Raw genomic sequence first — 13,796 nt, forward strand, 5'->3', positions numbered from 1 at the left:
GAGGTACGCTGCATCGACGTTTGAGCGAGAGCAAACATAGGGAAACCTCAAAGTATTTGAATGTTGTTACGCTCCTTGTAAGTCGTCAGGTAGGTGAGTATTCACGGTGGGTTGGTTCCTGCAGGAAATGTAAGCAAACTGCGCTGCACCGGCGTCGATGCAGCGCAGAACTCAGGGCTGAAACGCCCCGATAAAAATCGCCGGGTCCACCCGCGCATCGTTCAGGCTGATGTTCCAGTGCATGTGTGGCCCGGTCGCCCGGCCGGTGGAACCGACCTTGCCCACCACGGCACCGCGTGCCAGTTGCTGGCCCACGCTCACATCAATCTTCGACATATGGCAGAACATGCTGATAAAGCCTTGGCCATGGTCGACAAACACGGTGTTGCCGTTGAAGAAGTAGTTACCGGTGAGAATCACCTTGCCCGCCGCCGGGGTCTTGATCGGCGTACCGGCGCCCACGGCAAAGTCCAGGCCCGAATGCGGATTACGCTCCTCACCATTAAAGAAACGTCGTACGCCGAACTTACTCGACAACGGCCCGTTCACCGGCTTGTCCAGCAACAGGTTGCTCGGCGTGTTCGGGCTGAAGCTGCGGTACGCCTTGAGCTGGACCGCCAACTCGCCTTCGATGCGTTTGAGTTGCGCCGGGTCGGGGTTCACCTGGCTTTTATTCTTCAAGGTGATGTGCTGTTCGGGGTATTTCTTGAAGCCCACGATAAACGGCAGGTTCTGGCTGCCGCTGGTGATGCGCTGGGTGCCGGGTTTGACCGTCAGCGGGATGCCGACAATCGCCAGCCAGTTGTTCTGCTCCTTCACCACCAACACCGGTCTGTTCAGGTAAGTGGCCTTGGGCGCCGTGGCGGACGTGCCGAGGTCGATCACCGCGACGCCACCGGGCACCGGCTTGTTCAGCAGCCGGGTGATGTAGCTGTCGGCGTGGGCATTGAAGGTCAGGCACAGCAACATCAACACACTTAAAAAACGTGGCATCAATCAATCCAGTAACGAGAGGGTGACGGGCGTCAGGTGGTTGTCTTCCACCCGCACCTGCAATTGGCCTTCACCGAGGCGCGCTGTGAGGCGCTGGCCGGTATGGGTTTGTGCGGCGTTGCGAATTGCCTGGCCGCGCTCGTCGAGCAAGATGCTATAGCCGCGGCCGAGGGTGGCCAGCGGGCTGACCACGTGCAGTGTCTGCACCTGGCTTTGCAGTTGCAGGCGGCGTGCCTTGAGGCCTTCGCGCATGGCGCGGGGCAGGCGTTCGGCGAGGCTGTCCAGGCGCTGGCGCAGCAGGGCCAGTTGGCGGCCGGGGTGTTGGCCGGCGAGGCGGGTTTCGAGGCGGATCAGGCGTTCACGACGGGTATTCAGGCTGCGCTCGAAGGCCCGGCGCAGGCGCATGTCCAGGTCGTCAAGGCGCTGGGCTTGCTGGCGCAGGCGTTCGCCCGGGTGACGCAGGCGACGGGCCATGCCTTCCAGGCGCAGGCGGGCGTGGCTCAGGCGGTTGCGCATCAGCATCACCAGGCGGCGGTGCAGGTTTTCTACTTGGCGAGTCAGGTGACTGGAGTCCGGCGCTAACAGTTCGGCAGCGGCGGAAGGAGTCGGCGCACGCACGTCGGCGACAAAGTCACTGATGGACACGTCGGTCTCGTGGCCGACTGCACTGACGATGGGCGTCACGCAGGCGTCCACCGCACGCGCTACGGCTTCTTCGTTGAAACACCAGAGGTCTTCCAGCGAGCCGCCGCCACGCGCCAGGATCAACGCGTCAAAGCCGCGGGCATCGGCCAGCTTCAGGGCGCGGACGATTTGCGCCACGGCCTCACGGCCTTGCACGGCCGTCGGGATCAACGTCAGTTCGACGTTGGGCGCCCGGCGGCGGAATACGCTGATGATGTCGCGAATCACCGCGCCGGTAGGCGAGCTGATAATCCCGATGCGCCTTGGGTGGGCGGGCAGCGGCACCTTGCGTTCGGCACTGAACAAACCTTCGGCGCTGAGTTTTTCCTTCAGCGCGTCGAAGGCCAGGCGCAACGCGCCATCACCGGCCGGCTCCACCGTGTCGAGAATCAACTGATAGTCGCCACGGCCTTCAAACAGCGAGACCTTGCCCCGTACCTTTACCGCCAGACCGTCTTTCAACGCCTGGCGCACCCGCGCGGCGTTCTGCCGGAACAGCGCGCAACGCACCTGGGCGCCGCTGTCCTTGAGGGTGAAATACACGTGGCCGGACGCCGGGCGGGCGAGGTTGGAGATCTCGCCTTCAACCCAGATATTGGTGAACACGTCTTCCAGCAACACCCGCGCGCGGCCGTTGAGCTGGCTGACAGTCAGGACTTCGCGGTCCAGGCCCAGACGGGCAAAGGGATCTTTAATCATGGGTGGCAGTTTATAGGCATTCGTGCAGGGTTTGACAGAACTGCTCCACCAGCGCACTCGGCGTTTGCTGGCAGGCGAGGGCGACGGTGCTTTGGCAGTCGGGATCGGCCAGGGGCAAAAAGTGAATATTGGCCGGTGCGATGTCTTGCATCGACTCCGGCAGCAGGGCGATTCCGAATCCGGCCTGAATCAGCTGCAATTGCGTGGTCTTGCGCGACATTACCCGGGCGGCCTTGGGAAAAAATCCCGCACGCATGCACAACTCGGCTGACAGGTAACTCAGCCCTCCGCGCTGGGGGTGAGGGATCGAAATAAACGCTTCGTTTTTCAGTTGCGCCAAATCGATACCGGATGTGTGCCCGGCCAACCGATGATTCGGCGGCACCGCCAATAACAACCGCTCGCTGTATAAAGGCACGATGCGCACGCCTTCGCGCTGGCGCAACACCGGCAGGCGCAACATCCCGACGTCCAGCCGACCGTCGGCGATTTCCTCCAACTGCGCTTCGGAGGACAGTTTGGCGATGTCCATCGACACGCCCGGGCACTGTTCCAGCCAGGCACCGATGCCCCGCAGCAGGCGGCCACTCATCGGCACCGTGCTTGAATGGCTCATACGCAACGTGCCGAGTTGGCCATTGCCCACCTGCGTCGCCATTTCACTGGCCTTGAGCAGTTCGCCCAGCAGGTTGCGTGCCCGTGGATAAAACGCCTCACCCGCAGCCGTCAGCCTGGGCTGGCGTGCGGTGCGCTCAAACAGTGGCGTTTGCAGCAGGTTTTCCAGCTCCTTGATCTGCCGGCTCAGGGCGGATTGCGCCACAAACAGCCGTTCGGCTGCCGCGCTGAAGCTGCCGCTGTCGGCGATTTCGACGAAGTAACGCAACTGCCGGGTGGAAATCACAAGTCATGCCTTTTCGAGATGAGTGACGGGCTTTGAAGATATTAGTCGCAACGCTCGCCAATGGCTAAAGTGATGGCCATCTTCGATAAGGAATACTTCATGAACCCGGTCGAACTGTTGAGTCACTGGTCGTTTGGCGGTGTGGACTGGCTGGTGATCGGCGTGGCGATTGCCCTGGCCTATATCGTGTTCGGCATTGCGGGTTTTGGTACCGCACTGGTGGCGGGGCCGATCCTGATTCTGTTCATGCCGCTGTCGAAAATTATCCCGCTGCTGGTGCTGCTGGACTTTGTCGCCGCCTTCGGCAACCTCCTGCAATCGCGACGGGATGTGGTGAAACCGGAATTGCTGCGGCTGCTGCCGTGCATGGCAATTGGCTGCACCCTTGGGGTGATCTTCCTGCTTAACCTGCACTCTGATTTATTGCTGCTGTTGATGGGGCTGTTTATCAGCGCCTATGCGATCTACAGCCTGGCGGTGAAGGCCAAGCCCACGCAGATGGCGGCGGGTTGGGCGATTCCCATGGGGGTTGTCGGCGGGCTGTTTGGGGCGTTGTTCGGTAGTGGCGGCTTTTTATATGCGATCTACCTCAACAGCCGCTTGCCCAAGGAGGGCGCGCGGGCGACCCAAAGCGCGTTGATCAGTTGCAGCACGGTGGTGCGCCTGAGCCTGTTTTTGATCGCGGGCGTGTATGCCGAGCTACCCTTGTTGATGTTGGCGGTGTGCCTGTTGCCGGCCATGGCGCTCGGGTTGTGGGCGGGGCGGCGGCTGACCCTGCGCATGTCCCGAGAGGCGTTCGTGCGGTTAGTGACCTGGCTGGTGCTGGCCAGCGGCATTGCCTTGATTGCCCGGTACTTGAGTACTTGACCTGTGGGTGTCAGGGATTAAGCTGCCGTGCTCTAGGGCACCATCGCGGGCAAGCCCGGCTCCCACAGTTGATCGCATTCCAATGTGGGAGCCGGGCTTGCCCGTGATGAGGCCAGAAGCCACACCGCAGGACACCCAGGCACCATGAACTCCCAAAGCATCCTTGTCCCCAAGATCTCCACCTTGCCCGTCCACGAACCCCGCGCCCGGGCGATCGTGCGCTGGCTGGTGCGCAAGAACATCGTCAAGGAAGAACTCACCACCTGCGGGCGCACCGGCAATCGCATGGGCTACGCCCTGGCCGACGGTGCCCGCGCCGTGGTGCTGCACCCCGACGCACTGCCGTTCAACGAGCCGATCAACGGCCTGGAGATCATCTACAAGCGCTGCATCTACACCCCGGCCAAGGGCTTCCTCGAAGAAGCCGGCTGCCCCGAGTGCCTCAAGGAAGTCGGCGAAGCCCTGTTCGAAAGCCTGGAAGACTGGATGCCCGGCCATACCGACAACTTCACCTGCCCGCTGTGTGGGCATGAAGACGACATCAACGGCTTTCTGTTCCTGCAGGAATGCGGCTTCTCCAACCTGGGATTCATCTTCAATAACTGGGCGGAGGCGGGGTTCAAGCAGAGTTTTATCGACGAATTTGCCGACTGGCTGGACCAGAAGATGAGTTGGGTCAAAGTCGAGCTTTAACCCGATGTGATCGCTCCCACGCTCCCGCGTGGGAGCGATCAGTGCTGAAAGAATCATCCTTCTATCAGTATTACCAAGTTTGTCAGAGTTTTACATTGAACCCGAGGGGGTGTCTGACTATAATGGCGCGCTTCCATTTTCCCGCTCGGGAGCCCCCGCGATGCTGCGTATCAGCCAAGAAGCTCTGACATTCGACGACATTCTCCTAGTGCCCGGTTATTCCGAGGTGCTTCCTAACGAAGTCAGTCTCAAGACCCGCCTAACCCGTGGCATCGAGCTGAATATTCCTCTGGTTTCCGCTGCCATGGACACCGTCACCGAAGCCCGTTTGGCAATCGCCATGGCTCAGGAAGGCGGCATCGGCATCATCCACAAGAACATGACCATCGAGCAGCAAGCTGCCGAAGTTCGCAAGGTCAAGCGTTACGAAGCCGGTGTGGTCAAGGACCCGATCACCATCGAGGCCGATGCCACCGTTCGTGACCTGTTCGACCTGACCCGCCTGCACAACATCTCCGGCGTTCCGGTACTGCACGATGGCGACCTGGTCGGCATCGTCACTTCCCGTGACGTGCGTTTCGAGAACCGTCTTGAAGTCACCGTCCGTGAAGTGATGACGCCTAAAGAGCGCCTCGTGACTGTCAAGGAAGGCGCCGACAAGAACGACGTTCGCGAGCTGTTGCACAAGCACCGCATCGAACGCGTACTGATCGTCGACGACAAATTCGCCCTCAAGGGCATGATGACCGTCAACGACATCGAAAAAGCCAAGGCTTACCCGCTGGCGAGCAAGGACGACCAAGGTCGCCTGCGCGTTGGCGCTGCGGTCGGCACCGGCAAGGACACCGGCGAGCGCGTCTCGGCTCTGGTAGCGGCCGGCGTTGACGTGGTGGTGGTCGACACTGCCCACGGTCACTCCAAAGGTGTGATCGACCGCGTGCGTTGGGTCAAAGAGAATTTCCCTGAAGTGCAAGTGATCGGCGGCAACATTGCCACCGGCGCTGCCGCCAAGGCCCTGGTTGCCGCGGGCGCAGATGCGGTCAAGGTCGGTATCGGCCCTGGCTCGATCTGCACCACCCGTATCGTTGCCGGTGTAGGCGTGCCGCAAATCAGCGCCATCGCCAACGTCGCCGCGGCCCTTGAAGGCACTGGCGTACCGTTGATCGCCGACGGCGGCATCCGTTTCTCGGGTGACCTGTCCAAGGCCATCGTGGCCGGTGCTTCCTGCGTGATGATGGGCTCGATGTTCGCCGGTACTGAAGAAGCGCCAGGCGAGATCGAACTGTTCCAGGGGCGTTCGTACAAGGCTTACCGTGGCATGGGTTCCCTGGGCGCCATGTCCCAGGCTCAAGGTTCTTCCGACCGTTACTTCCAGGACTCCTCCGCGGGCGCCGAGAAGCTGGTACCGGAAGGCATTGAAGGGCGTGTTCCGTACAAGGGCACCCTGAGCGCCATCATCCATCAACTGATGGGCGGCCTGCGTTCCTCGATGGGCTACACCGGCAGCGCCGACATCGAAGAAATGCGCACCAAGCCTGAGTTCGTGCGGATCACCGGTGCCGGCATGGCCGAGTCCCACGTCCACGACGTACAGATCACCAAGGAAGCGCCAAACTACCGCGTAGGTTGATGCTTCCAGCAAAACGTTAAGTAACCGGGGCTGTTCTTCAGCCCCGAGTTGTTTCTGAATTACATAGACGAGACTGACTCCATGGCCCTCGACATTCACGCCCACCGCATCCTGATCCTCGACTTCGGTTCCCAGTACACCCAGCTGATCGCCCGCCGCGTGCGTGAAATCGGCGTGTACTGCGAACTGCATCCGTTCGACATGGACGACGAAGCGATTCGCGAATTCGCTCCAAAAGGCGTCATTCTCGCCGGCGGCCCCGAGTCCGTGCACGAAGCCAACAGCCCGCGTTGCCCGCAGGCAGTGTTTGACCTGGGCGTGCCGGTCTTCGGTATCTGCTACGGCATGCAGACCATGGCCGAGCAACTGGGCGGCAAGGTTGAAGGTTCCGAGCTGCGTGAATTCGGTTACGCCCGTGTCGACGTGGTCGGCAAGAGCCGCCTGCTGGACGGCATCGAAGACCACATCGACGCCGACGGCCTGTTCGGCCTCGACGTATGGATGAGCCACGGTGACAAAGTCACCAAGATGCCGGAAGACTTCCACATCCTGGCCAGCACCCCGAGCTGCCCGATTGCCGGCATGTTCAACGACGAGCGCGGCTACTACGGCGTGCAGTTCCACCCGGAAGTGACCCACACCAAGCAAGGCGGTCGCATCCTGTCGCGCTTCATCCTCGACATCTGCCAGTGCGAAGCCCTGTGGACCCCGTCGAAGATCGCTGAAGACGCCATCGCCAACGTACGTGCCCAGGTCGGCACCGACAACGTCCTGCTGGGCCTGTCCGGTGGCGTTGACTCCTCCGTGGTCGCGGCCCTGCTGCACAAGGCCATCGGCGACCAACTGACCTGCGTCTTCGTCGACAACGGCCTGCTGCGCCTGCACGAAGGCGAGCAAGTGATGGCCATGTTCGCCGAGAACATGGGCGTCAAGGTGATCCGCGCCAACGCTGAAGACCAGTTCCTGAACAACCTGGCCGGCGAGTCCGACCCGGAGAAGAAGCGCAAGATCATCGGCCGCACCTTCATCGACGTATTCGATGCCCAGTCCAACAAACTGGACAACATCAAGTACCTCGCCCAGGGCACCATCTACCCGGACGTGATCGAGTCGGCTGGCGCCAAGAGCGGCAAGGCCCACGTGATCAAGTCCCACCACAACGTGGGTGGCCTGCCTGAGGAAATGAACCTCAAGCTGGTAGAACCGCTGCGCGAACTGTTCAAGGATGAAGTGCGTCGCCTGGGCCTGGAACTTGGTCTGCCGTACGACATGGTCTACCGCCACCCATTCCCGGGCCCGGGCCTGGGCGTGCGGATCCTCGGTGAAGTGAAGAAGGAATACGCCGACCTGCTGCGTCGCGCCGACCACATCTTCATCGAAGAACTGCGCAAGGCCGACTGGTACCACAAAGTCAGCCAGGCGTTCGTGGTGTTCCAGCCAGTCAAGTCGGTGGGTGTTGTAGGCGATGGCCGTCGTTACGCCTGGGTTGTTGCCTTGCGTGCGGTGGAAACCATCGATTTCATGACCGCCCGTTGGGCACACCTGCCGTACGAACTGCTGGAAACCGTCAGCGGTCGTATCATCAATGAGATCGAAGGTATTTCGCGCGTGACGTACGACGTGTCGAGCAAGCCGCCGGCGACGATTGAGTGGGAATGATCCTGCGGTAGCAGGTGAGCGCTGAATAACAAAACCCCGGCCTAGTGCCGGGGTTTTGTGTTTCCGGCGTTTGTTTACCGCCGCGCAATATCCGAAAAGTAAAACTTATCCAGCGTATGCCGCGACTCGGTGTACTCGAACTGCCGTCCATCCTGCAAAAACGTCTGGTTGCTCACCACGATCACATGGCTTTGCCCATCCAGGTCCAGGTGCAGTTGATCGTCCTTGCCCCGGGGCAGCGCTTCGATGGTGCGCTGGGCATAGCTGATCTGCAGCTGCAGCGTCTGCTCGATAAACGCATAGATCGACTGCTCGGCAATCTCTCGATCGAGCCCCGGAATCAGGTCGGCGACGAAGTGGTTGATGTCGAGGATCACCCGTTTGCCCGCGATGCGCCGTACCCGTTTGACTCGGGTAATCAGGCTGCCGGCTTCGGCTTCGATATGTTGCAGCAGCGAGCCTTCCAGCGGGAACTGGCTGAACTCCACCACTTCGGTGCTGACATCGTCTCCCAGCGCGGCATGGGTTTCGCGAAAGCTGACAATCCCGCCCAGTTGGAACTCGATGGGGTTGGGTGAGAGCACGAAGGTGCCCTTGCCATGGATCTTTTGCGCGAAGCCGCGCTCCTGCAATTGCTCGATTGCCCGGCGCACCGTGCCACGGCTGGCCTGGTAGGCGTCCATCAGTTCTGTTTCGGAGGGCAGGCGCGTGCCGCGTTGCAGGCGTTCGGTGGTGATGCTGGCAAGCAGATCGGTATAGATCTGGTTGTATTTGCTCATGGAGGAGGGCTCTGTGCCGCGATTGCATTCAAGGCACGAACCTTAGTGGCAGAGGTAAGGTTTGTCCATTCGACCCTTGGATATTCGTGCCTTCTGTAGGAGCGAGCGTGCTCGCGAAGGTCGTTAACGATCACGTTGGCCTCCTGATGTTACGCGGTGCTCTCAGGTTCTTCGCGAGCAAGCTCGCTCCTACAGGGAACAAGCAATTTTAAACTCGTACAGACGAGTTGTTGCTTTAACTCGTACAGACGAGTACTTTTGCCCTCGGCGTGCTGCCTCTGACCGCCCCCAATAAAAAAAACCAAGTGGATACCAAGCATGAGCCACGACTATCCGAATATTGCCCGCGAGATTCTCGAGAACCTCGGTGGCAGCGACAACCTTGAGCAAGCTGCCCACTGCGTGACGCGTCTGCGCCTGGCCCTCAAGGACCCGAGCCTGGCCAACAGCGGCGAGTTGAACCAGGTCGACCTGGTCAAGGGCTCGTTCTTCACCGGCGGCCTGTTCCAGATCGTGATCGGCCCCGGCGAAGTGGAAAAGGTCTACGCTGCCCTGCGCGAACAGACCGGCCTCGCCGCGTCGACCATCGCGGACGTGAAACAGAAAAGCGTCGAAAAAATAAACCCCATGCAGCGCCTGGTGCGGGTGTTCTCCGACGTGTTCATGCCGATTCTGCCGGCGCTGATCATTGCCGGTTTGCTCATGGGGGTGAACAACCTGATGGGCGCCAAGGGCATGTTCATCGAGGGCAAGACACTGCTCGATGCCTATCCGAACCTGGATGGTGTGTGGAGCCTGATCAATCTGATGGCCAACACCTCGTTTGTGTTCCTGCCGGCGCTGGTGGGCTGGTCGGCGGCCAAGCGGTTTGGTGGCAGTGAAATCCTCGGCATCGTCCTCGGCCTGATGCTGGTGCACCCCGATTTGCTCAACGCCTGGAACTACGGCAAGGCCGTCGCCGGCCTCGACGGCCAGAGCCTGCCGTACTTCGATATTTTCGGCTGGTTCAAGATCGAGAAGGTCGGCTACCAGGGGCAAATCCTGCCGATCCTGCTGGCCGCCTACGTGATGAGCGTGATTGAAAAATGGCTGCGGGCGCGGGTGCCGAATGCGATTCAATTGCTGGTGGTGCCGATCACCACCATCGTCGTCACCGGCGTGCTGGCGCTGGCGATCATCGGCCCGGTGACCCGTCACCTCGGCATCCTGATCACCGAAGGCGTGGTCACCCTGTTTGACCTGGCGCCCATGGTCGGCGGCGCGATTTTCGGACTGCTGTATGCGCCATTGGTGATCACCGGTATGCACCACATGTTCCTCGCGGTGGACCTGCAACTGATCTCCACCCAGGGCGGCACCTTTATCTGGCCGATGATCGTCATGTCCAACCTGGCCCAGGGCAGCGCGGCGCTCGGTGTGTTCTACATGAGCCGCAATGCGCGGGACAAAAGCATGGCGTCCACTTCGGCGATTTCCGCCTACTTCGGCATCACTGAACCGGCGATGTTCGGGGTCAACCTGCGCTTCAAGTTTCCGTTCTACGCCGCCCTGACCGGCTCGGCCCTGGGCAGCATTTTCCTGTCGCTGAACAAGGTCCAGGCCTCGGCCATTGGCGTCGGTGGCTTGCCCGGGTTCATCTCGATCATCCCGCAGTACATCCCAAGCTTTGTCATCGGCATGGCCGTCGCGATTGTCGTGCCGTTTGTTTTGACCTGTGCGCTGAGCATGAAGATCGTGCGGCCTGGATACAGGGTCGCCTGATCTGGCGCCATCGCAGGCAAGCCAGCTCCCACAGTTGATCGCATTTCAAATTGAAGGAAACCACCATGCAAGACTGGCAACACTCGGTGATCTACCAGATCTACCCCAAAAGCTTCCACAGCCACGCGGGTAACGCCACCGGTGACCTGCTGGGCATCGTGGACAAGCTCGATTACCTGAAGTGGCTGGGCGTCGACTGCCTGTGGATCACCCCGTTCCTGCGTTCGCCTCAGCGCGATAACGGCTATGACATCAGTGACTACTACGCCATCGACCCCAGCTACGGGACCATGGCCGATTGCGACCTGCTGATCAGCGAAGCGGCCAAGCGCGGCATCACGCTGATGCTCGACATCGTGGTCAACCACACCTCCATCGAGCACGAGTGGTTCCAGCAGGCGCGCAGCAGCCTTGATAACCCGTACCGCGACTTCTACATCTGGCGCGACCAACCCAACAACTGGGAGTCCAAGTTCGGCGGTTCGGCCTGGGAGTACGAGGCGCAAACCGGCCAGTACTTTCTGCACCTGTTCGACCACACCCAGGCCGACCTGAATTGGGACAACCCCAAAGTGCGCGCCGAAGTGTTCAAGTTGATGCGCTTCTGGCGCGACAAAGGCGTGGGCGGCTTCCGCCTGGACGTGATCAACCTGATCTCCAAGCCGGCGGATTTCCCGGAAGACAACACCGACGGTCGGCGCTTCTACACCGACGGCCCGAACGTGCATGAGTACCTGCAGGAAATGCACCGCGAAGTGTTCGAGGGGCATGACCTGATCAACGTCGGCGAGATGTCGTCCACCAGCCTTGAACACTGCATTCGTTATTCGAATCCGCAGTCGAAAGAGCTGTCGATGACCTTCAACTTTCACCACCTGAAAGTCGATTACCCGAACCTGCAAAAGTGGGTCGCGGCCGACTTCGACTTCCTGCAACTCAAGCAGATTTTGTCTGACTGGCAACTCGGCATGCAGGCCGGTGGCGGCTGGAATGCGCTGTTCTGGTGTAACCACGACCAGCCGCGGGTGGTCTCGCGTTTTGGGGATGACGGCGAGCACCGTGTGGTCTCGGCGAAGATGCTCGCCACGGCGCTGCACTTCCTCCAGGGCACGCCGTTTGTGTACCAGGGCGAAGAGCTGGGCATGACCAATCCGGGCTTCGACACCATCGACCAATACCGGGATGTCGAGACCCTGAACATCTACCGGCTCAAGCGCGAGGCTGGTGAGTCCGAGGCGTCGAGCATGGCGGCGATCATGCAGAAATCCCGCGACAACGGGCGCACGCCGATGCAATGGAATGCCGATAAAAATGCCGGCTTCAGCAGCGGTGAACCGTGGATCGGCATCCCGGCCAACGCGGCGCAGATCAACGTGCAAAGCCAGCTGGATGACCCGCAATCGGTGCTGCATCACTACCGCGCCCTGATCGAACTGCGTCGTCACGAGCCGCTGATTCAGGAAGGCGTTTACCGCCAACTGCTGCCACAGCACACCCAGGTTTGGGCGTATCTGCGGGAGGGGCAGGGCGAGCGCCTGCTGGTGCTGAACAACTTTTACGGCACGCCATGCGAAATCGAATTGCCCGATGGCCTGCTGACTGAGGCGCACGAGCAACGCCTGCTGATCAGCAACTACGACGACTGCCCACCGCGTTCGAGCCAGGTCTCGTTGCGCCCGTATGAATCGTTTGTGCTGCACCTCAAGGACTGAGAACCCCGCTTTACCCCCGGTGTGGGAGCGCCGGGGGGGCTTTAAAAAAACATAATAAAAATATCGGAGTGCTTCATGAAAACAACAATAAAGCTGGGCCTCGTTGCATCCTGTCTGACGTTGCCGATGGCCGCCCAGGCATTGGAATTTGCCGGGTATTTGCGTAGCGGTGCGGGGACTTCAACCGGCAGCGGCAAGCAGCAGTGCTTCCAGTTGCCGGGTGCACAATCGAAGTACCGCCTGGGCAACGAATGCGAGCAGTACGCCGAACTCGAGTTGCGCCAGGACCTGCTGACCCTCGACGACGGTTCGGTATTCAGCGTCGACGCCATGGCCTCGCTGTACAACAAGTACGACCGGGCGCTGAAGTTCCAGGGTGAAGACAACGGCTCGGCGCGCATGCCGCAGATGTATGCACAGTGGTCGAACCTGCCCAGCCTCAACGGCGGTTCGCTGTGGGCCGGCCGGCGTTACTACAAACGAAACGACATCCATATCTCCGACTTCTACTACTGGAACCAGAGCGCCACGGGCGGCGGTATCGAGGACGTGAAAATCGGCGACCTGAAATACAGCTATGCGCTTTCCCGCAAGGACAACCTGTACCAGAAGGAATACGCCACCCGGCACGACTTCAACGTGGCGGGCTTCAAGACCAACCCCGGCGGCGAGCTGGAGCTGGGCCTGAGCTACATCGAAAAAGCCGGTGGCCGCGACACCAACAGCGGCTGGGCCATTACCGCCCAGCACGTGCAGAAACCCTTCCTCGGCGGGCGCAACAAGTTCGCCTTGCAGTACGGTGAAGGCCCCGGCACCGGCCTCGGCTACACCGGCGATACGCTCCTCGATAAAAGCAGCAAGAGCTACCGCGCGGTGGAGTTCTTCGATTGGCAAGTGACCCCGCGTTTTGGCGGGCAGATCGAGGCCGTGTACCAGAAAGACATTCGGCCGGGCAGCCAGGATCAAACCTGGATGTCGGTGGGCGTACGCCCGGCCTATGCGATCTCTGAACAATTCAAGCTGGTCACCGAACTCGGTCATGATCAGGTCGAGGCCACCGGTGGCACGCGCAAGCTGAGCAAATTTACCTTTGCCCCGACCTGGTCGCCCAAAGGCCCGGATTTCTGGGCGCGGCCGGAAGTGCGCTTGTATTACACCTACGCGACCTGGAACGAAGCGGCCAAGCGTGCAGCCAATGAACTGGCGGCAGGTTCGGCGTTGTCCGACACCGGCAGCTACGGCTCGGCGTTGCATGGTTCCAACTTTGGTGTGCAAGTCGAATATTGGTGGAAATAACACAATCCCTGTAGGAGCCCGGCTTGCCTGCGATGGCGTCCTTGAAATCATCGCACTATCGACCGACCTCATCGCCGGCAAGCCGGCTCCTACAGGTGTTTTTTACAGAACAAAACAGCAGG

The 13,796-nt window shown here is 60.6% G+C and carries 11 protein-coding genes; 7 read left to right on the plus strand and 4 right to left on the minus strand.

What is annotated here, in order from left to right; all coding sequences use genetic code 11:
* Positions 1-171: 171 nt before the first annotated feature.
* Genes HKK54_RS15665 through HKK54_RS15675 form a run of 3 tightly spaced genes read right to left on the minus strand, consistent with a single transcriptional unit; the run spans position 172 to position 3,277 of the window.
* Positions 172-993: a peptidoglycan DD-metalloendopeptidase family protein gene (locus HKK54_RS15665; protein WP_010176856.1), complete on the minus strand. Its 822-nt coding sequence runs from the start codon at positions 991-993 to the stop codon at positions 172-174.
* 3 nt (positions 994-996) lie between these two features.
* Positions 997-2,376, minus strand: coding sequence for an exodeoxyribonuclease VII large subunit (xseA, locus tag HKK54_RS15670; RefSeq protein WP_169387173.1), 1,380 nt, complete (start codon positions 2,374-2,376; stop codon positions 997-999).
* 10 nt (positions 2,377-2,386) lie between these two features.
* On the minus strand, positions 2,387-3,277 hold the full coding sequence (locus HKK54_RS15675; protein ID WP_010176854.1) for a LysR family transcriptional regulator: 891 nt from the start codon (positions 3,275-3,277) through the stop codon (positions 2,387-2,389).
* Between the two features lie 99 nt (positions 3,278-3,376).
* Here HKK54_RS15675 and HKK54_RS15680 point away from each other — a divergent pair, with 99 nt between their 5' ends.
* The 4 genes from HKK54_RS15680 (at position 3,377) to guaA (ending at position 8,126) form a co-directional block, all read left to right on the plus strand.
* Positions 3,377-4,144, plus strand: coding sequence for a sulfite exporter TauE/SafE family protein (locus tag HKK54_RS15680; protein WP_169387174.1), 768 nt, complete (start codon positions 3,377-3,379; stop codon positions 4,142-4,144).
* Positions 4,145-4,288: 144 nt separating this feature from the next.
* Positions 4,289-4,837: a hypothetical protein gene (locus HKK54_RS15685; protein WP_003209647.1), complete on the plus strand. Its 549-nt coding sequence runs from the start codon at positions 4,289-4,291 to the stop codon at positions 4,835-4,837.
* A gap of 160 nt (positions 4,838-4,997) precedes the next feature.
* A complete protein-coding gene (guaB, locus tag HKK54_RS15690) occupies positions 4,998-6,467 on the plus strand; it encodes an IMP dehydrogenase (protein WP_010176852.1) in 1,470 nt (489 codons plus the stop codon).
* Positions 6,468-6,548: 81 nt separating this feature from the next.
* Complete coding sequence (guaA, locus tag HKK54_RS15695; RefSeq protein ID WP_017134673.1) at positions 6,549-8,126, plus strand: glutamine-hydrolyzing GMP synthase; 1,578 nt, start codon at positions 6,549-6,551, stop codon at positions 8,124-8,126.
* A 74-nt stretch (positions 8,127-8,200) separates the two neighbouring features.
* Here the strand turns inward: guaA and treR are convergent, their stop codons facing one another.
* Positions 8,201-8,905 (minus strand): trehalose operon repressor, encoded by a 705-nt coding sequence (gene treR / locus HKK54_RS15700; protein ID WP_169387175.1) that lies wholly within the window; start codon positions 8,903-8,905, stop codon positions 8,201-8,203.
* 318 nt (positions 8,906-9,223) lie between these two features.
* Here treR and treP point away from each other — a divergent pair, with 318 nt between their 5' ends.
* From treP to HKK54_RS15715, 3 genes are all read left to right on the plus strand, one after another.
* On the plus strand, positions 9,224-10,666 hold the full coding sequence (gene treP, locus HKK54_RS15705; RefSeq protein WP_169387176.1) for a PTS system trehalose-specific EIIBC component: 1,443 nt from the start codon (positions 9,224-9,226) through the stop codon (positions 10,664-10,666).
* A gap of 65 nt (positions 10,667-10,731) precedes the next feature.
* Positions 10,732-12,378, plus strand: coding sequence for an alpha,alpha-phosphotrehalase (treC, locus tag HKK54_RS15710; protein ID WP_169387177.1), 1,647 nt, complete (start codon positions 10,732-10,734; stop codon positions 12,376-12,378).
* A gap of 75 nt (positions 12,379-12,453) precedes the next feature.
* Complete coding sequence (locus HKK54_RS15715; protein WP_169387178.1) at positions 12,454-13,674, plus strand: maltoporin; 1,221 nt, start codon at positions 12,454-12,456, stop codon at positions 13,672-13,674.
* Positions 13,675-13,796 lie beyond the last annotated feature (122 nt).

The organism is Pseudomonas sp. ADAK13 (genome assembly GCF_012935715.1).
In the GTDB taxonomy this organism is placed as follows: domain Bacteria; phylum Pseudomonadota; class Gammaproteobacteria; order Pseudomonadales; family Pseudomonadaceae; genus Aquipseudomonas.